The following is a 20,477-nucleotide window of genomic DNA, read 5'->3' as shown; positions in this document are numbered from 1 at the left end:
CCGTGGGACGGTTCCCGGTCAGACCCTCGGCCCGCGGGTGGGTGTTCCTCGCCGGCGGTCTCGTCCTCACCGTCGTCTCCCTGGCCGTCGGGCAGACCGACCTGGCCTGGGTGGGACTCCTCCTTGTCCTCGTGCCGGTGCTCGGGATGGCCCTCGTCGGACTCACCCGGCTGCGGATGAGTTGCCATCGCCACATCGAACCGGCTCGGTGCGCCCTGGGTTCCCACCTCGAGGTGACGACCACCCTCGACCGGGACGGTGGGCTGCCGGTGGGCATCCTGCGCTTCGAGGAGGCGGTCCCCCGGGCGCTCGGCGAGCGTCCCCGTTTCGCCATCCACACCCTGTCCGGCTCATGGCACCGCCGCGTCGGGTACCGGTTGGAGGGACGCGCCCGAGGACACTTCACGGTCGGGCCCCTGCGGGTGCGCGCCTGCGATCCCTTCGGCACGGCCGTGGCCGACCACGCCTTCACCTCGTCCAACCACGTCATGGTGACCCCCCGCATCCATCCGCTGACGACCGTCGGAGCGGCGGCGGGGGTCGGACGGTCCGGGGAGTCGACCCCGCACCGGGTCGGCATGCAGGGCCAGGACGACGTCCTCATCCGCGAGTACCGCCAGGGCGACGACCTGCGCCGCGTCCACTGGAGGTCGACGGCACGCAAGGGAGACCTCATGGTGCGCCGTGAGGAACAGGCCTGGGACCCGTCCCTGGCCCTGCTCCTCGACTCGCGGGCCTCGCGCCATGCCGGGCAGGGGGCCGAGGGGTCCTTCGAGTGGGCCGTCTCGGCGACGGCCTCCATCGCCGACCACATGATCTCCAACGGTTACCGGGTCGCCGTGTGCGACGCCGAGGGGGTGCTCGTCGAACCGACCTCGGCGCCCGTCACCACCGCCCGGGAGACGTCGATCGTCGCGCTCACCGACGCGAGCCTGTCGGGGGCCGAGGACCTGGCGACGGGCATCGCCGCCTGCCGGTCCGCACGATCGGGACAGACGGTCGTGGCGGTCCTCGGTCGGCTCACCCTGGCCGACGCCTCGGCCCTGGACGGGCTGCGTGCCGGTCGCCCGGTCGGCATGGCCGTCGTCCTGGACCCCGACACCTTCACGGCCCGGCGGTTCCGCGGCACCGTCGAGGAGGCCGACGAGCACCTGGCCGCCATCGACGCCCTCCAGACCCATGGATGGCGCACCGTCGTCGTCACCGCCGGGATGTCGATGCCCGAGGTGTGGGCGGCCCTCGGCCGACAGGAGGTGACGCTGTGAGCCAACGTCTGCGTCTGCCGTCGCCGTCCCGCGCCGGTGAGTCCGTTCCGGTCNTCAGCGGAGCCAGGCAGAGCGAGCCGATGATGACGGCCACCGCGACGATGTCCCTCGTCGTCGCGGTGGCCGTCATCATCGGCTCGCTCTGCCTGGCTCCGCTGACCTCCGACCGCGGGTACTGGCCGGTGGCAGCGATCGTCGTCCTCATCGTCCAGGTGCTCTCGGCACTGTCGCGTCGGTTCCGGGTCCATCCGGCCCTGGTCCACCTGTGGCAGCTGCTGGCCCTGGCTGCCGTGGGCGTCGGACTGGGGTTGTCGGCCGCCCACTCCCAGCACCTGGGAGGGTCGTGGTGGCGCGGTCTGGGCCGGGTGGCCGTCGACGGGATCACCGTCATCCAGACCCAGGCTGCGCCGATGCCGGCCGACCCCTCGGTGCGCTGGCTCATCGTCCTGGTCATCGGGGTCGTGGCGATCCTGGCCGACGTCCTCGTCGTCACCCTGGAGTCCGCCGGTTGGGCCATCGCCCCGCTGCTGGCGATGTACCTCGTGCCGGCTCTGGCCGACACGAGACAGGCCCCCTGGTGGGGCTTCGTCGCCGTCGGAGCGGCCTTCCTCCTCGTCCTGCTCGCCGACCAGCTGCTCGACTCGACCCGATGGACCCGCAACCTCGGCTCGGACTCGGCCCACCGCTCACGACTCAGCGGGGCGCCCGGCGCCGTCCTCGGGGTGGGCGCCGCGGTCGGCGTCCCGGCCCTGGCCCTGGCCCTGCTCGCCGGCTCGGCCCTGCCGACGTTCGGGTCGCTCGACATCACCTCACCACGCCCCCGGGGCAACGGCCCCATCCAGATGACCGATCCGACGATCGATCTGCAGCGCAACCTCAACAACCAGTCGACCTCGACCGTGCTCTCGTACACCACCTCCTCCTCCGACGGGGAGTACCTGCGCCTGGCCTCCCTGACGAAGGTCGACTCCGCCGGCTGGCACCTGGCCCCGGTCAACCTCTCGACGACGGCTCCCACCTCGGTTCCCGGGCTCACCGGGCCGAGTACCGAGCGCTCCGTGCACGTGCGCGTGGGGAACTTCTCCTCGGAGTACCTGCCGGCGCCGTACGCCCCGACGTCGTCGAGTGTCGGCACCCGCGACTGGGCCTGGGACCCGACGACCCTGGCCGTCGTCGCCACCGGGACCAACCGCACCGAGGCCACCCGTGGGCTCTCGTACGACGTCTCCGCGACGAGCCCCGACCCCGATCTGGCGACCTTCGAGACCTCGGGCATCGGCCATCTGGACGACCAGTCCATGTACGAGACGCCGACCGGGGTGCCGAACGCCATCATCACGCTCACCCGCGACATCACCCAGTCGAAGACCTCCCCGGTGGCCAAGGCGGTGGCCATCCAGGAGTGGCTGCGCGACCCGCGTCGGTTCACCTACTCGACGACGGCCCCTCCCGGGTCGGGCTATGACGTTCTCACGAACTTCCTCACGAAGACCCATTCCGGATACTGCATCCACTTCGCCTCGGCGATGGCCCTCATGGCCCGCATCGAGGGCATCCCGTCGCGGGTCTCGGTGGGCTTCCTGCCCGGCACGAAGTCCGGACAGAGCTGGGACGTCAAGGCCTCGAACATGCACGCCTGGCCCGAGCTGTACTTCCAGAACTACGGCTGGGTGAGGTTCGAGCCGACGGCCGGGGTCGCCCAGGCCCCCGCGTGGACCGTCGAGAACCCCGACTCCGGGGTCGCCCAGACCCCGACCCCCTCGGCCGAGCCGAGCTCCTCGACCGAACCCTCGTCGAGCGCCTCGACGACCCCGAGCATCTCTGCCAGCCCCGAGGCCTCGCAGGTGCCCTCGGTGAGCCCGACGGCGGTGGGAGTCGACGCGGGCACCAGCGGCATCGACTGGGGCCGGGTCCTCACGGTGCTCGGCTGGGTGCTGCTGGGCGTCGTCGTCCTGGCCGCGCCGATGGCAGTGCGCATGCTGCTGCGACGGCGTCGACTCGGCGCCGGTGACCCCGCGGCCCTGGCGACCGGGGCCTGGCGGGAGGTCAGGGACGAGTGGATCGACCACGGGCTGCCGTGGCCGACGGGGACACCCCGCCAGCAACTGGCCGCGGTGAGGGAGTCGCTGGGGGCCGACGCCGTCGAGCCCTTGGAACGGTTGGCCGTGCTCGACGAGCGGGCCCGGTTCGCCCGCACCGTCGGTGATCTCGGTGACGTCCGCGGTGACGTCGGCACCGTGCGCGAGGCCGTGCGCGCCGGTCGGACGAGACGTCCGCACTGGATGGCGGTGTGGTTGCCCCTGTCGCTCCTGCGACGACACTGAATGGACCTGTCGCTGGTGCGACGACACTGAATCACCTTGTCGTCGTGGCGCCAGCGACCCGCTTGATGTGCGCCCGCGCCGGCGGACATCGCCCCTCAGGGCTGAGGCGTCACAACTCCCCACGGGAGCGACGGCGCCACCGGTCCTCCATGCGCTCGGTGAACGACTGACCCGACGACCTGCCGCCCTTGCGCGCCTTCGGCGCGCGGGCCCGTGGACCCGGCGACCCGGCGTTCCCACGGTGACCTGAGGGCCGGGTGCGCGAACCGGGCCCCACCCACAGGACGACGCTCACCAGCATGACGACGAATCCGAGCACCCCGACGACGGGGGTCCACTCGACCCCGGCGATGAGCAGTCCGACGCCGAGGACGAGCCCGGCCGCACAGGCCACGGTCCGACCGCGTCCCGATCGAGCCTCGCGCGACCGGGACGATCCCGGCGCGTGACGCTGGAAGGTGCGTGCGAAGGCGGGGTCGTCCTGGGCCAGTGACTGCTCGAGTTCGGCGAGCCGTCGCTGCTCCTCTGCTGACAGTGGCACGTCGGGCCTCCTCGCTGCGGTCACACCTGCCCACACTCGTGGTCGTACCCCAAGTCTAGGCCGCCCTGCCGCGTGACGAAACCAGTACGTCACGAGCGGTGACGCCGGCCGGGGGGAGCCGTCTCCCGGTGTCCGGTCCGTGCCATACTGCCCGTGGGAACGGCCCACGGCGGACCGCCCCGAGACCTGCCCGTGCCGGCCCGGTCACCGACTCGATCGGGGCCCGGCGTCACCGAAGAGGGAGAGCCCATGACCGAGGAGAACCTGCGATCCACACCCCTGGCGGCGGTGCACGAGCGCCTGTCGGCGACCTTCACCGACTTCGCCGGCTGGCGGATGCCGGTCCGGTACACCTCGGACCTCGTCGAACACCACGCGGTCCGCACCAGCGCCGGCATCTTCGATCTCTCGCACATGGGTGAGATCCGCGTCGCCGGGTCCCGGGCCGCCGCCGCCCTCGACCACGCCCTGGCCGGCAAGCTGTCGGCTGTCGGCGTCGGACGGGCCAAGTACTCCCTGCTGCTCACCTCGGCCGGCGGGGTCGTCGACGACCTCGTCGTCTACCACGTCAGCGACAACGAGTACGTCATCGTGGCGAACGCCGCCAACGTCGAGGTCGACCTGACCGAGGTGGCCGCGCGCACCGCTTCCTTCGACGTCTCGGTGACCGACGAGTCCGTCGACACCGCCCTGGTGGCGGTCCAGGGCCCGATGGCAGCGCGCATCGTCCTCGACGCGCTCGGTGCGGCCGACACCGATCTGGATCTCGACGAGGTCCGTGACCTCAAGTACTACCGGGTGCTCACCGGCACCTGGCAGGGGGTCGACATCATGGTGGCCCGGACCGGGTACACCGGCGAGGACGGGTTCGAGCTCTACGTGCCGGCCGCCAACGCCGAGGAGCTGTGGGACAGCCTCGTCACCGCCGGCGGCGAGGACCTCGTCCCCTGTGGCCTCGCCTGCCGCGACACCCTGCGACTGGAGGCGGGCATGCCGCTCTACGGGCACGAACTGACGACGTCCACCTTCCCCTCCCAGGCCGGGCTGGGGCGCGTCGTCAACTTCGCCAAGGAGGACGACTTCGTCGGACGCTCCGCTCTGGAGAACCGTGATGCCTCCGACGACCGGGTCCTCGTGGGCCTGGCCGGTCAGGGACGCCGCGCCGCACGCGCGGGCTACGAGGTCAAGGACGGCGAGGCGTCGATCGGCGTCGTCACCTCCGGGGTCCTCTCGCCCACCCTCGAGCACCCCATCGCCATGGCCTACGTCGAGCCCGACCGCGCCGAGCCCGGTACCGTGCTGCAGGTGGACGTGCGCGGCAGGTCCCTGCCGATGACCGTCGTCCCGTTGCCCTTCTACTCCCGTCACTGATCGCCCCAACCAACCCGAGGAGCACACCCATGGAACTGACCGAGCTTCGCTACTCCGCCGAGCACGAGTGGGTCGCCGTCGACGGCGAGATCGCCACCATCGGCATCACCGACTACGCCGCCAATGCGCTGGGTGACGTCGTCTACGTCGACATTCCCGAGGAGGGCACCGACGTCGCCGCCGGGGCGACCGTCGGCGAGGTCGAGTCGACGAAGTCGGTGTCCGACCTCTTCAGCCCCATCTCCGGCACGGTCACCGAGGTGAACCAGGAGGTCGTCGAGTCCCCCGAGCTCGTCAACTCCGATCCCTTCGGCCGGGGCTGGCTGTTCAAGGCCCAGGTCTCCGAGGTCCCCGCCGACCTCATGGACCGCGAGGCCTACCTCAAGCTCACCGAGGACTGACCACCCGCTGGCCCGGTCGCCCTGGCAGTGGCCGGGCCACGCTCCCGCTCCGGGCCGCGACGGCCCCCATGTCACCACGTGCAACACCACTCACCACCAGGGAGACCAGGACCCATGACATCGACCCGCAGTTCCCGTCAGGGCAGCACCTTCGCCTCGCGTCACGTCGGCGCCATCGGGGACGACCGGGCAGCGATGCTCGCCGCCGTCGGCGCCGAGAGCCTCGACGACCTCGTCACCAGGGCCGCCCCCGCGACGATCCTCGTGCCTGTCGAGGCCCCGGCCCTCCCGCCGGCGGCCGACGAGCAGGAGGTCGCCGCCGAACTGCGCTCCATGGCGTCCCACAACCGCCTCACCCACGCCCTCATCGGGCGCGGCTACCACGGCACCATCACGCCGGCCGTCATCCGACGCAACGTCCTGGAGAACCCCTCCTGGTACACCGCCTACACCCCGTACCAGCCCGAGATCTCCCAGGGCCGCCTCGAGGCCCTCATCACCTTCCAGCAGATGATCGAGGACCTCACCGGTCTCGACGTCGCCAACTCCTCCCTGCTCGACGAAGCGACCGCCGCTGCCGAGGCGATGCTCCTGGCCCGGCGGGCCTCCCGCTCGAAGTCGACCCGGTTCCTCGTCCACACCGCCGTCTTCCCCCAGGTCCGCGAGGTCATCGCTGGCCGGGCCGACGCCCTGGGCATCGACGTCGTCGACGTCGATCTGCGGGACGAGGCCGCCTGGCGTGCCGAGGTCGAGGCCGGCTGCTTCGGCGTCCTGGCCCCCTACCCCGACGCCACCGGAGCCCTGTGGAACCCCGCCGAGGTCTTCTCCGCCGTCAAGGAGATCAAGGGCGTCGCCGTGGCCCAGTGCGACATCCTCTCGCTCGCCCTGGTGACGCCGCCGGCCGAGCTCGGTGCCGACGTCGCCGTCGGCAACACCCAGCGGTTCGGCGTCCCCATGGGATTCGGTGGTCCGCACGCGGGCTACATGGCCGTCCACCACGGCCTCGAACGCCAGATCCCCGGCCGTCTCGTCGGCATGTCCCGGGACGCCGACGGCAATCCCGGCTACCGCCTGGCCCTGCAGACCCGCGAGCAGCACATCCGCCGCGACAAGGCGACCTCGAACATCTGCACCGCCCAGGTGCTGCTGGCCGTCATGGCCGCCATGTACGCCGTCTGGCACGGCCCCGAGGGCATCCGCCGGATCGCCACCCAGGTCCATGAGCGGGCCGTCGAGTTGGCCTCCCGGCTGCGCGCCGGCGGGCTCGACGTCACCGACGCTCCCTTCTTCGACACCGTCCGCGTCTCGGTTCCCGGGCGCGCCCGGGACCTGTGGGACGCCGCCCGCTCCGCCGACATCACCCTCGACCTCGTCGACGCCGACACCCTGCAGATCGTCCTCGACGAGACGGTGACGCCGTCCGACCTCGACACGCTCTCGTCGGTGCTGGGTGGATCGGACGGCGGGCAGGACGCCTGGGTCTGGCCGACCGAGCTCGTCCGCACCTCGTCCTACCTCACCCATCCGGTCTTCACGAGCTTCGGCTCGGAGACCGCGATGATGCGCTACCTCAAGCGTCTGGCCGACCGCGACTTCGCCCTCGACCGCGGCATGATCCCGCTGGGTTCGTGCACCCTCAAGCTCAACGCCGCCATCGAGATGGAGGCCATCACCTGGCCGCAGTTCGCCGGACTGCACCCCTTCGTGCCGGCCGAGGACGCCGCAGGCACCCTCGAACTCATCGACCAGCTCGAGACCTGGCTGGCCCAGCTCACCGGCTACGACACGGTGAGCCTGCAGCCCAATGCCGGATCCCAGGGCGAGTACGCCGGTCTCCAGGCCATCCGCGGCTACCACAGGTCGCGCGGCGACGAGCAGCGCACCGTCTGCCTCGTGCCGGCGTCGGCCCACGGGACGAACGCCGCCTCGGCCGCCCTGGCCGGGATGCGGGTGGTCGTCGTCGCCTCGGCCGATGACGGCAGCGTCGACCTCGACGACCTGGCGGCCAAGATCTCCGAGCACCACGACGAGCTGGCGGCCATCATGATCACCTACCCGTCGACCCACGGCGCCTACGAGCCCGGGGTGCGCCAGATCTGCCGGATGGTCCACGAGGCCGGAGGTCAGGTGTACATCGACGGGGCCAACCTCAACGCCCTCGTCGGCGTCGCCCGGCCCGGCGAGATCGGGGGCGACGTCTCGCACCTCAACCTCCACAAGACCTTCGCCATCCCGCACGGTGGCGGCGGCCCCGGCGTCGGGCCCCTGGCGGCCAAGGCGCATCTGGCACCGTTCATGCCCGGGCACGGTCAGATGTCGCGGACGACGCACCCCACGGCCGACGGTGGGACGATCGAGCACGGCGGACACCCCGTGTCGGCGGCCCCCTACGGTTCGGCCTCCGTCCTGCCGATCTCCTGGGCGTACATCCGGCTCATGGGGCTCGACGGGCTGCGCGAGGCGACCGGTCAGGCCGTCCTCAACGCCAACTACGTGGCTCGTCGGCTGCGCGACGCCGTCCCGATCCTCTACACCGGGGCCAACGGGCTCGTCGCGCACGAGTGCATCCTCGACCTGCGCCCGCTCACCCATGACACCGGCATCACGGTGGACGACGTCGCCAAGCGGCTCATCGACTACGGCTTCCACGCCCCGACGATGAGCTTCCCGGTGGCCGGCACCCTCATGGTCGAGCCGACGGAGTCGGAGGACCTCGCCGAGGTCGACCGCTTCTGCGACGCCATGCTCATGATCGTCGAGGAGGCCCACCAGGTCGCCACCGGCGTCTGGCCCGCCGATGACAATCCCCTCGTCAACGCCCCGCACCCGGCCTACCGGCTGCTCGACGGCGCCTGGAACCATCCGTACTCGCGCCGTCTGGCCGCCTACCCCGGCATGTGGGCCTCCAAGGACCGCGATGCCGAGTCGGGCCTGCACATGAACCCGGTGACCCGGATCCAGGCCAAGTACTGGCCGCCGGTCGGACGCATCGACAACGCCTATGGCGACCGGCACCTCGTCTGCTCGTGCCCGCCCCCGGAGGCCTTCGAGGAGCACTGATCGGCGGGGGCCGAGGGCTGGCGCGGGCGGTGGCCCCGCCCGCCGGCCCCACCCCTCTCCGCCGTCCCCGCCCCCGGACTCCACCCCGACCCGCAGCTCCGGCCGCCAGACCGCACCCCGGCGCCACTGTGCGCCGGAAAAGTGAGTCTGGCGTGGCCGGGCGTCCACTCAGCTCCAGAATCTGCACGCTGCTCCCGGTATTTCCGGAGCATCGTGCAGGTTCTGGAGCCACGTCTCTTCGACGGGCGGGCGTGGGACCGTTTCCGGAGCAGCGTGACGTTTCTGGAGCGACGTCGTGCGAGGGCACGGCGCATGCAGGGCGGGAGTGGACAAGGCCGGCGATAGCAGGGCCAGAGCCGGCGCGGGCAGGGCCGGGACAGGCTAGGGTAGGGATAACAAGGCGCAGGCAGGGCCGGGCCAGCGGAGCTCGGGTCAGGCGCGCGGCCCCCCGGACCACCACGGTGACGCCTAGGTCCCCGACGAGCGACCTGACTCATCCGGACGCCCGGACCAGCCCAGTACCACCAACCCAGTGCCACCCTCCTCGTCCCACCACCCGCGACGTCGACGCCCGAACCGCTACCCTTGGGCGAGTGAGTCCAGCCCCCACCGCCCCCGTCATCTCGGCCCGTGGCCTGCGCAAGACCTACGGTGACTTCGTCGCCGTCGACGGCATCGACTTCGACGTCGCCCCCGGGGAGTCCTTCGGACTGCTCGGCCCCAACGGCGCCGGCAAGTCGACGACGATGAGCATGATCGGCGGCACCCTCGGCCGGACGGACGGCACCCTCACCGTCATGGGCCTGGATCCCCAGGACGACGGCCCGCGGGTCCGGGCACACCTGGGAGTCATCCCGCAGCAGGACAATCTCGACGAGGAGCTCAAGGTCGCCGACAACCTCCTCATGTACGGCCGGTACTTCGGTCTGCCGACGTCGTGGCTGCGTGCCAAGACCGTCGACCTGCTCGAGTTCGCCCAGCTCACCGAGAAGCGTGACGAGCGGGTCCAGAACCTCTCCGGCGGCATGAAGCGGCGTCTCACCATCGCCCGGGGCCTCGTCAACGAGCCGTCGATCCTCCTGCTCGACGAACCGACCACCGGCCTCGACCCGCAGGCCCGACACATCCTCTGGGACCGCCTCTTCCGGCTCAAGGAGCAGGGCGTCACCCTCGTCGTGACCACCCACTTCATGGATGAGGCCGAGCAGCTGTGCGATCGCCTCATCGTCGTCGACCACGGCCGGATCATGGCCGAGGGCTCCCCCGCCGCGCTCATCGCCCGGTACTGCTCGCGCGAGGTCGTCGAGGTGCGCTTCGGCGCCGACCGCAACGCCACCGTCGTCGGCCAGCTCGAGGGGATCGGGGTGCGCCGCGAGGTGCTGCCCGACCGCATCCTCGTCTATGCCGAGTCCGGGGACGACGCCCTCGAGGCCATCACCGCCCGCGGCCTCACGCCGACGACCTCCCTGGTGCGCCGTACCAGCCTGGAGGACGTCTTCCTCACCCTCACCGGCCGATCCCTCATCGACTGACATGACGCCGCCCGACTCTCCCGACCACGGCTCCCCGGACTCCGCCGGGGGCACCTTCGTCCACGCCGACGACCTCACCCTGACGTCCCGCGGCACCCCCGTGGACGCCACCGCCATGGCCGCCCACCAGCGGCTCTGGGGGTTCTGGTCGATCACCCGGTGGCTGCTCATGAGGATGCGCGCCTACCGCTGGACCATCGTCGGCACCGCCATCGGCAACCCCGTCCTCTACCTCGTCGCCATGGGGCTGGGCCTGGGAGCGTTGGTGAGCGCCAACGGCCAACGGGTCGACGGCGTCCCGTACATCGTCTTCGTCGCCCCGGCCCTGCTCATCTCGACCATCGTCATGAGCGCCGGGGAGGAGTTCACCTACCCCGTCATGGAGGGCTTCAAGTGGTCGCACCTCTATGACGGCCCGGTGGCGACGCCGGTCTCCCCGGCCCAGATCGCCCTGGGACACCACGTCGCCGTCATGATCCGGTTCCTCGCCCAGTCCGCGGTGTTCTGGCTCATCATGGTGGCATTCGGGGCGGCACCCTCGCACTGGTCGGTGCTCACCATCCCCATCGCCCTGTTGACGGCGTCGAGTTTCGGGGCACCCCTGCAGGCCTACTCGGCATCCATCGAGACCGAGAAGGGCCAGTTCGCCTTCGTCCAGCGCTTCGTCGTCATGCCGATGTCCCTCTTCGCCGGCACCTACTACCCGCTGGGCGTCATGCCTCTGTGGTTGCAGTGGATCGGTTGGATCTCGCCCATCTGGCACGGCACCCAACTGGCGCGGACGGCGTCCTTCGGACTGCACGAGCCGATGTGGCTCACCGGCGTCCACGTCCTCTTCCTCGTCACGACCGCGGCAGCCGGTCTGTGGATGTCCTTCCGGCTCTACCGACGGAGGTTGAGTCGATGACCGCCCCGACCTCACGCCCGGCCTCGGCGCCGGAGCCGACCCTGGAGATCGTCCGCCGGCTCGAACGGCGTCGGCCCCTGCCGGGCCTGTACGCCGGCAACGCGCGGGCAGTCCTCCAGCGCGGCTGGCTCGCCGTGCGCACCCAGAACTGGACGGTGCTCATCTCCGGGTTCTTCGAGCCGGTGCTCTACCTGCTGTCCATGGGTCTGGGCATGGGCGGACTCGTCGGCCAGATCGCCGGGCCGGGCGGTCGACCGATGAGCTACGCGGCGTACATCGCCCCGGCCCTGCTGGCCACCTCGGCCATGAACGGGGCCATCTACGACTCCACCTGGAACGTCTTCTTCAAGTTGCGGTTCGCCAAGCTCTACCAGGCGATGCTCCAGACCTCCCTCGGCCCGCTCGACGTCGCCCTGGGCGAGATCACACTGGCCCTGGCCCGCGGGCTGCTCTACGCCCTGGGATTCATGGTCGTCATCGCGTGTCTCGGACTGGTGACGAGCTGGTGGGCCCTGCTCATGATCCCGGCCGCGCTCCTCGTCGCCCTGGGGTTCGCCTCGTTCGGCATGGGCGTGACGAGCTTCATGAAGACCTTCCAGCAGATGGATCTCATCAACTTCTTCATGCTGCCGATGTTCCTCTTCTCGGCCACCCTGTATCCCATCAGCGTCTACCCACGCCCCCTCCAGTGGCTCGTCGAGGCGATGCCGCTGTGGCACGGGGTCGAGATGATGCGCCAGTTCTCGGTCGGCGCCGTCACCGGCGTCACCTGGCTGCACTGCCTCTACTTCGTCGCCATGACTGTGCTCGGCATGTGGCTGACGACGACGCGCCTGCGCGACCTCTTCCTGCGCTGACCCGTCGGGCGACCGGGAGGCACCGAGGCGTCGACGACGACTCGGCCTCCGGAACCCATGGGTCTGGGTCCGGGGGCCGAGGGCGTCGTGCCTCGGGAGCGGCTCACTCCTGCGGCGTCTCCACGGCGCCGGCGATGGTCCGAGTGCCGTGCTTCACCTCGATCCTGCGCGGCTTGGCGGCCTCGGCGACCGGGATGGTCAACGTGAGGACGCCGTCGGAGTAGTCGGCGCCGATCCGGTCGGTGGCCAGACCGCTGCCGAGGTTGAGGCGACGGGCGAAGGTGCCGAAGGCACGCTCGCGCGACAGCCACTGGGCGTCCTCACCGGCACGGGAGGGACGTTCGGCGCGAATGGTGAGGGTGTTGTCCTCCACGTCGATGTCGATGCTGGCCGGGTCGACCCCGGGCAGGTCGATGGCGACGACGTACTCGTCGCCGGAGCGGTAGAGGTCCATCGGCATGGCGACCGAGGCGGGCGTACGGGTCGCGTCGGCGAAGAAGCGGTCCATGTCGCGGAACGGGTCGAAAGTACGAGTCATCTCAGGTCCTTCATCTCAGGCGGGACATCCCGTCAGGCTCTCCTTGAGCCTTACGGACTCAACTCTAGACCCGTTTGGGCGCCATGCAAACAAGAGTTGAGTCATGTTCGCTCAAGGCAAGGATCAGTTCGTCGGGTCGATTCGCGTCGGCCACCACAGTCGGTCACCGACGAGGGCGAAGAGCGCCGGCACGAGCACCGTCCGCACGACGAGCGTGTCGACGAGCACACCGACCCCGACGATGAGACCGAGCTGCCCCAGAACGACGAGGGGCAGCACCCCCAGCGCGGCGAACACGGCCGCCAGGACGACACCGGCCGAGGTGATGACGACCCCGGTGCTGCCGACCGCACGCACCATGGCCTCCTGGGTCCCCCATCGCGAGACCCCGTCCCGCGCCCGGTGCACGAGGAAGATCGTGTAGTCGACGCCCAGGGCGACGAGGAAGAGCACCGCCAGCAGCGGGACGGCGACATCGAGCCCGGGGAAGTCGAAGAGGTGCCGGCCGAGCAGGACCCCCAGACCGATGGACGCCGCGGCACTCACGAGGTTCGTCACCGCCAGCAGCACGGGGGCGACCACGGCCCTCAGCAGGACGACGAGCGCCACCAGGGCGACGACGGCGATGAGCGGGGCGATGATCCGCAGGTCGCGCATCGACCCGTCGTGCACGTCGACGGCGCGCGCATTGGCTCCCCCGACGAGGGCGTCCGCTCCCGCAACGGCGTGGACGGCGTCACGAAGCTGCCGTACCGTGGCCAGACTGCGGGCGGACTCCGGCTCGGCGTCACCGACGACCTGGATGCGGGCCCAGCCGTTCGCGGTGCCGGTCGGACGCACCGACCTCACCCCGTCGACCCCCCGCGCGGCGGCGATGACGGCCGCCTGACGATCGGCCCGGGCGACGACGACGTTCGGCTGCGCCTCCCCCGGGTCGAAGTGTCGCGCCAGGGTGGCGTACCCGGCGCTCGACTCGTTGGGCGCCGAGAACTGCTCCATCTGGGTCAGGCCGATCCGTGTGCCCAGCAGCCCGGCGGCCATCGTCGCCATGACGACGGCGCCGGCACCGACGACGATCGCGGGCCGGCGCGTCACCCACCGGGCCACGCGGGCGAAGATCCCCTCGCCGGCCTCGTCCCGGGAGCCGGGCCTCGGCACGAAGGGCCAGAAGACCCGCCGTCCACACACGGCCAGGACCGCCGGCAGGACGAGGACGACACTGGCCAGGGCGATGAGCAGGCCGACCGCCGCGGCCAGACCCAGGCCCCGGGCGGCCGGCATGACGGCGAGCACGAGGGTGGCCAGGGAGACGACGACGGTGAGGTTCGAGGCGACGACGGCACCGACGGTGGTGCGCCAGGCAGCCCGGATCGCGGCCCGGTGGTCGTCATGGCGGGTGAGCTCCTCGCGGTACCGCGAGACGAGCAGGAGCGCATAGTTGGTCCCGGCGCCGAAGACGAGGACCGAGATGACGCCGGCGTCGAAGCTCAGCGACGCCGCCTTCCCCAGAGCGCCGGTGACGACGTTGGAGGCCTGGTCGGCCAGGGCGACGACCGACAACGGCAGCAACCAGAGGATCGGCGACCGGTAGGTGAGCAGGAGCAGCACGGCGACGACGCCGATCGTCACGAGCAGCAGGGTGACGTCGGTGCCGTCGAAGGCCTTGGCGACGTCGACACCGAAGGCCGGCCCGCCGGTGACCTGGGCGGTCGTCGTCGGCGGGACGGCTGCGTGGGCGCGACTTCTCAGGGTGTCGATCTCGTGGCGCAGCGAGGTCTTGTCGACGTCCGTCCGGACGGGGACGCCGATGACCGCGGCCCTGCCGTCCTTCGACGGTTGGGGCCCGAAGGCCGAGGCACCGGAGGCCGAACCTCCGGCACCGAGGTCCTTGGCGACCCGGCCCAGGGCCGCCAGGTCGGACGAGGTGAGGCGACCTGCGTCGCGTCGCTCCACGACGACGATGGCCTGCCCGGTGCCGGCCCCCGGGAAGGTCGCCGAGCGAGCCGCCTCACGGGCCGACTCACTCGTCGCGGGGATGGTGTCCATCCCACCCACGGGTCCACCTCCGCGCAGGGCACCGGCCAGGGACCCGACGATGACGACGAAGAGCGCGATGACGATCCACGCCGACCGTCGCCCGGTGAGCGGACCCATGAGCCCGCCGTCCCGGCCGGCGGTGTCGGTGGCCGACCTCGGGGGGACGCCCCGGAGATCGTGAGGTTCGTGGAGGGGCACGACAGAGCCTTTCGTCGACGGTTGTGGACTCCATCGACGCTACGGATCGTCGTCCGCCCGGGCATCAGCCGAAAGATTGATCGTCAGGGCGTGGATCCATCGCGGGACCCGTCCCCGTCCCGGCGAGGGCCAGGCGGACGAGGTCGGCCGCGGGCCCCTGAAGCACCCTCGGTCCGGACCACACGGCGCGCAGGTCACGGCGCAGGTCGAGAGTGGTGGGGACCTCGACGAGGGCGCCGGCCGCCACGGCGTCGCGGACGGCCAGCCCACTGAGGACGGCCGGTCCCGTGCCCGACTGGACGCTCACCCGGACCGCGGCATTGCTCGGCAGGTCGAGCAGCCCGATCGCGGGCCGCCCCAGAGCCGCGTCCAGGGCGCTCCTCGTGCCCGACCCGGGCTCCCGGCGGACCAACGGGGTGCCCGCCAGCTCCTCCATCCCGACCGGATGACGCCGGCCGGCCCACGGGTGCCCGGGGGGCACGACGAGGACCAGGTCGTCACGGGCGACGACGAGGCTGTGCAGGCCGGGCGGCGGGCACGGCCCCTCGATGAACCCGAGGTCGCACACCCCTCGGTGGACCTCGTCGACCGTCCCGGTCGAGTTGCCCACGCGCACCTCGATCCGGGTCCCCGGCCACGACGCCCTCAGCGAGGCCAGCCACCGTGGCAGCAGGTGCTCGGCCACGGTCTGGCTCGCGGTGACGACGAAGGTCCCGGCTGCACCATCGGCCAGCGATGCCGCACCGTCGAGGAGTTGGCCGGCCGCCGACATGACCGCCCGGGCCCACTCGACGACGAGCAGTCCGGACGCCGTCAACGTCGAACCGTGGGTGGAACGGTGCAGGAGGACGAGGCCCAGCCGACGTTCCAGACGGGCGATGGACCGGGTCGCGTTGGGTTGGGCCATGCCGACGGACCTCGCGGCAGCCGACAGGCTGCCGTCGTCGGCGACACCCACGAGGAGGTCCAGAGCCGCCATGTCGGGCCAGGAGCGCATATCCACAGGATATGTCACCATGTCGGGACGAGGTCTACCGCCCGATGACGACACCGAGCACAGTGGTCCCCATGCCGACCGACGCGACCACTCTGCCCGTCACGCCCCACGACCTCCGGTCGGCCCCGACCCCGCCACCCAGCTCGGCCCCGCCACCCAGCTCGGCCCCGGAACCCAGCTCGGCCCCGACAGCGGGGCCCGGACCGCGCCTGCCACCGGCAGGACCGCAGTGGTACGGGTCGGTCATGGGCACCGGCATCCTCTCGACACTCACCCAGACCCTGCGCGGGTCCATACCCGGCGGACAGGTCATGGCGGTGGCGCTCCTGGTCATCGGCTGGGTGGCCCTCATCGGTCTGACCGGCGCCTTCGCCCTCGGGGTGGCACGCCGGCCAGCTCGCCTCGCCGAGACGGTCCGGGAGATCCCCGTCCTCGTCACCTGGGGGATGGTCGCCATGGGCATGCTGTCCGTCGGCTCCGCCACCGCCACCGTCATCCCGGTCCACTGGCCGGCGCACGCCCATGCGGCGATCGTCGTGGACGCCGTGCTGTGGACTCTGGGCACCGGCCTGGGAGTCCTCACCGCGTTGGACTTCGGCCTGCGGCTCGTGGGCCGGGACGTCGGCAGTCCGGCAGCCACCTGGGGACTTCCCGTCGTCCCGCCCATGGTGTCGGCCACCACCGGCGGGGCCCTCATCGGTCACCTGGGGAGCCGACCGGCCCAGATCTGGATGCTCATGGCCACGGTCGGGTGTTTCTTCCTCTCGCTGGTCCTCGGCCTGCTCGTCTTCGCGGTCGCGTACAACCATCACTGGCGGGTCAAGCCGCTGCCGATCATCGCCTCGACGACGGCGTGGATCCCCCTGGGCGTCGTCGGCCAGTCGACGGCTGCCGCCCAGACCATCGCCCGGCGCTCCGAGACCTTCCTCCGGGTGCCCGACGTGGCCACGGTGCAGCAGATCGCGAACGTCTACGGCTTCGTCATGCTCACCATCGGCATTCCCCTCGTGGGATGGGCCGTCGCGATGACGGTGCGCGGGTTCCGCCAGCACATGCCCTTCGTCCCGGGGTGGTGGGCGCTGACCTTCCCCATCGGGACACTGTGCCTGGGATCGCACCTGCTGGCCACGGGGTCGGGGCTCGATGGCTACCAGTTCGCGTCCGTCGGGGCGTGCCTGGCCCTCGTGGGCACGTGGACCCTCTGCGCGGTCGCGACGATCCGCGCCGTGGCCGGCGCCGTCGTCAGGGCGGCCTGAACTCACCCGTCGCGGACGCTCCCCCGTGACCGGCCCTGCCGGCTCAGAAGAGCAGATCGAGGATCTCGTGCCGCAACGCCCGGAACCGCGGGTCGTCCTGGGTCCGCGGACGCTCGAGGTCGACCGGGATGTCCGCGACGACGTGCGCCGGGCGCGGGGAGAAGACGACGACCCGGTCCGACAGGAGGAGCGCCTCCTCGACGTCGTGGGTCACCATGATCCCGGTGAACCCCTGGGTGGCCCACAACCTGGCCAGCTCGGTCTGGAGGGAGGAGCGGGTGAGCGCGTCGAGCTTGCCGAGGGGCTCGTCGAGCAGGAGGATCTCGGGTCTGGTCACCAGGGCCCTGGCCAGGGAGGCGCGTTGGGCCATGCCGCCCGACAGCTCCGAGGGCAGGGCGTGACGGAACCCGTCGAGACCGACCATCTCGATCATCTCGTCGACCCGACGGGTCCACACCGGGTCGTCCTCATGGCCCTGGACGGTCGGCCCCAGGGCGACATTGTGCTGCACGTCGAGCCAGGGCAACAGGGTCGGGTCCTGGAACACCAGTCCGCGACGGGGGTCAGGTCCGGTGACGACGCGTCCGTCGACGTAGACCGTGCCGGAGACCGGTAGGTCGAGGCCAGCCACCAGGCGCAGCAGCGTGGACTTGCCGCAGCCCGAGGGCCCGACGAGGCTGACGAAGGTCCCCGGACGCACCGACAGGTCGACCCCGTCGAGGACGGGCAGCGGCTTGCCGTGGTTGAGGAAGGCCTGGGTGACGCCGAGGACGTCGACGGCGCCGGTCGTCCCCCGGTCCCCTGCCGGAGTGTCCTGACCGTCCTGACCGGCCTGACTGGCCCGGTCGGCTCCCCCGGCCGGATCGATGTCGTCGGTGTGGTCGTTCACCATCTCGTGAGGTCCTTCTGCCAGGCCAGGACGCGGTTGCGCACGGCCAGTTCGAGGCTGAGCAGGCTGCCGCAGAGCACGACCATGACGGCGATCGCGGCGTACATGGCCGGGTAGGCGCTCCACCCCTTCTTCCAGTTGATGTACCAGCCCAGACCCGAGTTGACCCCCAGGGTCTCGGCGATCGTCAGGGTGACGAAGGCCGTCGGCAGGGCCATGAAGATGCCGGTGAAGATGTTCGGCAGCGCCGCCGGCAGGCTCACCTTGAGCACGAGGAACCGGGTCGAGGCGCCGAGGGTCTGGCAGACGTCGAAGTAGCTCTTCGGCACCGAACGGATGCCGGCGTTCGTCAGCACCGTCATGGGGAACCACACGGTGAGCGAGACGAGGAAGACCGCCGCCCAGAAGGTGTCGGGGAAGGCCAGGAAGACGATGGGGATCCACGCCAGGGTCGGCACCGGGCCGATGTACTTGACGATGGGGTTGAACCAGTACCCAGCGCGCCGCGACCAGCCCATCCACAGACCGGTGAGCAGTCCGGCGACGCCACCGATGACGAGCCCGAGGACGAGGAGCAGGGCCGAGTTGGCGATCGACTGGCCGAGCAGGACACGGTCGGTCCAGGCCTCGGTGAGCAGCTGGCCCGGCGGCGGGACGTAGGGCGGACGCAGCACCGCCGTCTTGGCGGTGAGGACGTCGAGCACGAGGGTGACGACGCCGATGGCGACCCACCACGGGGTCCACGCCCCGAGCCACCGGGAGGCCCCGAGCCGGGCACCGCTGGTGGCTCCGACGGCCAGCACTCCCAGCACCGAGAGGACCAGGGCGACGAGCCCGGTGCACACCGCCAGCGGCACCTGGCCATGGACGAGGAACGCTGTGGTGTCGGGGACGAGGAGGATAACGAGAGTCGTCACCACCCAGAGGGCGACAGCGCAGCCGACGAGCGGTTCGTGGGCCTTGCGAGGCCGGTGGCGCCGGTTGAGGGCAGCCAAGACCCCGGGGTCGGCGGCCAGGGCGGCGTCCCGATCCGAGACCTCCGCCCTGGCCTCGACGACCCCGCTCACCACGTGAGGCCCAGGGTGGTGAACGCCTTGTCGGCGAGCTGCTGGGGACTCGAGGAGCTCTCGAGGTAGCCGGTCTTCTTGAACTTCTCGATCCCGGGCAGCAGGGAGCTCTTGAGCTTGGTCACCGACGGCTTCCACGTGTAGCTCTTGAGCAGGGTCTCGATGGTCTTGACATCCCCGGCGACGTACTTCTTGTCAACCTCGATGCGCGCCACCTCGGCCTCGTTCCCGGCGACGTAGCGCGACCCCTGGCACCAGGCGTCGATGAGCTTGCGGGCCAGCGGGGCCTCGTTCTTGACGAGATCACCGTTGAGGGCCGTGCAGCAGCAGTAGGCCTGGGCGTTCATCCCGGACATGTTGCTGGCCAGCTCGACGCCGTAGCCGTCGAGGACGGGCAGGTAGGCGATGGGGTCGGAGGTGGCGATGGCGTCGACCTCGCCCTTCTTGAGGGCGTCGGCCAGCACCGAGGAGTCCATGACCTTCCACACCACCTGCTTGGCCTCGGGCAGTGGGTTGATGCCGGCGTCGAGCAGGTCCATGGAGAAGAACATCGTCGCCGAGGAGTGCAGGCTGGGGATGCCGATGGTCGCTCCCTTGAGGTTCGCGACCGTCGTGAACTTCGAGTTCTTGGGAACGATGAGTCGCAGGCAGCCGCCGTGCAGGCCGGCGATGAACTTGACGTTCTGGCCCTGCTCGATGGGCTTGAGCCAGGAGTAGAAGATGCCCGAGGAGGCGTCGTACTGGCCCGAGCCGACGGCGGCCTTGATGTCCTCGTCGCCGACGGTGCGACGCAGCGTGACGTCGAGCCCGGCGTCGGCGAAGAAGCCCTTCTCCTTGGCGACGATGGCCGGGGCATCGCAGACATCGCCGCCGTAGATGAGGGTGAGCGGACGGTTGGCGACGCTCGCCGAACCACCGGTGGACCTCCCGCGGTGGTAGGCGATGGGTCCGGCGACGCCGGCTCCCATGGCCAGTCCGGCGACGGCGGCGACGCCGACCCCGGTGAGGAGGGTGCGTCGACTCACCGGGCCGCGCCCGGAGGTCTCGGCGGTGGAGGTCTCGGGCTCCGTGCGCACGGTGGCGCCGGAGGGAAGGACGGTGGGTCCGGACTGGTCGGGGTCTGTGTCAGCCATGGGATTCTCCTACGAGGTGGTGACAGGAGGTTAGGATCGCCCCTTGCCACAGTCCAAGAATGTCCTGTATTGCGAGATGACATCCCATGTGCCGAGACGAACGG

The 20,477-nt window shown here is 71.0% G+C and carries 16 protein-coding genes; 9 read left to right on the top strand and 7 right to left on the bottom strand.

Annotation, left to right across the window (positions count from 1 at the left end; genetic code table 11):
- Window positions 1-2: 2 nt before the first annotated feature.
- Both E0E30_RS03180 and E0E30_RS03175 read left to right on the top strand, forming a co-directional pair.
- Entirely contained in the window at window positions 3-1,265 is a 1,263-nt protein-coding gene (locus tag E0E30_RS03180) for a DUF58 domain-containing protein (protein WP_130865064.1), read from the top strand.
- Complete coding sequence (locus E0E30_RS03175) at window positions 1,184-3,589, top strand: DUF3488 and transglutaminase-like domain-containing protein (protein ID WP_130865063.1); 2,406 nt, start codon at window positions 1,184-1,186, stop codon at window positions 3,587-3,589. The genes E0E30_RS03180 and E0E30_RS03175 overlap by 82 nt, the downstream gene beginning before the upstream one ends.
- A gap of 109 nt (window positions 3,590-3,698) precedes the next feature.
- Here E0E30_RS03175 and E0E30_RS03170 read toward each other — a convergent pair whose 3' ends face one another.
- Window positions 3,699-4,130 (bottom strand): DUF3040 domain-containing protein, encoded by a 432-nt coding sequence (locus E0E30_RS03170; RefSeq protein ID WP_130865062.1) that lies wholly within the window; start codon window positions 4,128-4,130, stop codon window positions 3,699-3,701.
- 249 nt (window positions 4,131-4,379) lie between these two features.
- On the opposite strand from E0E30_RS03170, the gene gcvT reads away from it, so the two are divergent.
- From gcvT to E0E30_RS03140, 6 genes are all read left to right on the top strand, one after another.
- Entirely contained in the window at window positions 4,380-5,501 is a 1,122-nt protein-coding gene (gcvT, locus tag E0E30_RS03165; protein WP_130865061.1) for a glycine cleavage system aminomethyltransferase GcvT, read from the top strand.
- Window positions 5,502-5,530: 29 nt separating this feature from the next.
- On the top strand, window positions 5,531-5,902 hold the full coding sequence (gcvH, locus tag E0E30_RS03160; RefSeq protein WP_130865060.1) for a glycine cleavage system protein GcvH: 372 nt from the start codon (window positions 5,531-5,533) through the stop codon (window positions 5,900-5,902).
- A 114-nt stretch (window positions 5,903-6,016) separates the two neighbouring features.
- Window positions 6,017-8,962, top strand: coding sequence for an aminomethyl-transferring glycine dehydrogenase (gene gcvP, locus E0E30_RS03155; RefSeq protein ID WP_130865059.1), 2,946 nt, complete (start codon window positions 6,017-6,019; stop codon window positions 8,960-8,962).
- 593 nt (window positions 8,963-9,555) lie between these two features.
- A complete protein-coding gene (locus tag E0E30_RS03150) occupies window positions 9,556-10,494 on the top strand; it encodes an ABC transporter ATP-binding protein (protein WP_210115760.1) in 939 nt (312 codons plus the stop codon).
- Between the two features lies 1 nt (window position 10,495).
- On the top strand, window positions 10,496-11,401 hold the full coding sequence (locus E0E30_RS03145) for an ABC transporter permease (RefSeq protein WP_210115759.1): 906 nt from the start codon (window positions 10,496-10,498) through the stop codon (window positions 11,399-11,401).
- Window positions 11,398-12,258 carry an ABC transporter permease gene (locus E0E30_RS03140; protein WP_130865058.1) on the top strand — a complete coding sequence of 287 codons (861 nt, stop codon included), beginning with the start codon at window positions 11,398-11,400 and terminating at the stop codon, window positions 12,256-12,258. Before E0E30_RS03145 ends, E0E30_RS03140 begins: the two co-directional genes overlap by 4 nt.
- 103 nt (window positions 12,259-12,361) lie before the next feature.
- On the opposite strand, the gene E0E30_RS03135 is transcribed toward E0E30_RS03140, so the two are convergent.
- The 3 genes from E0E30_RS03135 to E0E30_RS03125 form a co-directional block, all read right to left on the bottom strand.
- On the bottom strand, window positions 12,362-12,796 hold the full coding sequence (locus tag E0E30_RS03135; RefSeq protein ID WP_130865057.1) for an Hsp20/alpha crystallin family protein: 435 nt from the start codon (window positions 12,794-12,796) through the stop codon (window positions 12,362-12,364).
- 123 nt (window positions 12,797-12,919) lie between these two features.
- A complete protein-coding gene (locus E0E30_RS03130) occupies window positions 12,920-15,031 on the bottom strand; it encodes an MMPL family transporter (RefSeq protein WP_245306477.1) in 2,112 nt (703 codons plus the stop codon).
- 64 nt (window positions 15,032-15,095) lie between these two features.
- Entirely contained in the window at window positions 15,096-16,028 is a 933-nt protein-coding gene (locus E0E30_RS03125) for a LysR substrate-binding domain-containing protein (protein WP_210115758.1), read from the bottom strand.
- Between the two features lie 71 nt (window positions 16,029-16,099).
- Between E0E30_RS03125 and E0E30_RS03120 the strand changes: the two genes are divergently transcribed.
- On the top strand, window positions 16,100-17,284 hold the full coding sequence (locus tag E0E30_RS03120; RefSeq protein ID WP_210115757.1) for a TDT family transporter: 1,185 nt from the start codon (window positions 16,100-16,102) through the stop codon (window positions 17,282-17,284).
- A gap of 43 nt (window positions 17,285-17,327) precedes the next feature.
- Here the strand turns inward: E0E30_RS03120 and E0E30_RS03115 are convergent, their stop codons facing one another.
- The 3 genes from E0E30_RS03115 to E0E30_RS03105 are packed head-to-tail and all read right to left on the bottom strand — an operon-like array spanning window position 17,328 to window position 20,373.
- A complete protein-coding gene (locus tag E0E30_RS03115) occupies window positions 17,328-18,176 on the bottom strand; it encodes an ABC transporter ATP-binding protein (RefSeq protein ID WP_130865055.1) in 849 nt (282 codons plus the stop codon).
- Window positions 18,170-19,240, bottom strand: a complete 1,071-nt coding sequence (locus tag E0E30_RS03110; RefSeq protein WP_130866704.1) for an ABC transporter permease — start codon at window positions 19,238-19,240, stop codon at window positions 18,170-18,172. Before E0E30_RS03110 ends, E0E30_RS03115 begins: the two co-directional genes overlap by 7 nt.
- The gene (locus E0E30_RS03105) at window positions 19,237-20,373 is read right to left on the bottom strand and encodes an ABC transporter substrate-binding protein (protein ID WP_130865054.1); all 1,137 of its coding nucleotides are present in this window, start codon (window positions 20,371-20,373) and stop codon (window positions 19,237-19,239) included. The genes E0E30_RS03110 and E0E30_RS03105 overlap by 4 nt, the downstream gene beginning before the upstream one ends.
- Window positions 20,374-20,477 lie beyond the last annotated feature (104 nt).

It is taken from the genome of Acidipropionibacterium timonense (assembly GCF_900605005.1).
GTDB classification, from domain to species: Bacteria; Actinomycetota; Actinomycetes; order Propionibacteriales; family Propionibacteriaceae; genus Cutibacterium; species Cutibacterium timonense.
This window is presented reverse-complemented; position numbering and strand designations above follow the sequence as displayed.

Bases quoted from the DNA above. Each gene is read 5' to 3' on its own strand.
- gcvH (WP_130865060.1), top strand. From the start codon at position 5,531: ATGGAACTGACCGAGCTTCGCTACTCCGCCGAGCACGAGTGGGTCGCC.
- E0E30_RS03145 (WP_210115759.1), top strand. From the start codon at position 10,496: ATGACGCCGCCCGACTCTCCCGACCACGGCTCCCCGGACTCCGCCGGG.
- E0E30_RS03140 (WP_130865058.1), top strand. From the start codon at position 11,398: ATGACCGCCCCGACCTCACGCCCGGCCTCGGCGCCGGAGCCGACCCTG.
- E0E30_RS03135 (WP_130865057.1), bottom strand. From the start codon at position 12,796: ATGACTCGTACTTTCGACCCGTTCCGCGACATGGACCGCTTCTTCGCC.
- gcvT (WP_130865061.1), top strand. From the start codon at position 4,380: ATGACCGAGGAGAACCTGCGATCCACACCCCTGGCGGCGGTGCACGAG.
- gcvP (WP_130865059.1), top strand. From the start codon at position 6,017: ATGACATCGACCCGCAGTTCCCGTCAGGGCAGCACCTTCGCCTCGCGT.
- E0E30_RS03115 (WP_130865055.1), bottom strand. From the start codon at position 18,176: ATGGTGAACGACCACACCGACGACATCGATCCGGCCGGGGGAGCCGAC.
- E0E30_RS03125 (WP_210115758.1), bottom strand. From the start codon at position 16,028: ATGCGCTCCTGGCCCGACATGGCGGCTCTGGACCTCCTCGTGGGTGTC.
- E0E30_RS03105 (WP_130865054.1), bottom strand. From the start codon at position 20,373: ATGGCTGACACAGACCCCGACCAGTCCGGACCCACCGTCCTTCCCTCC.
- E0E30_RS03120 (WP_210115757.1), top strand. From the start codon at position 16,100: ATGCCGACCGACGCGACCACTCTGCCCGTCACGCCCCACGACCTCCGG.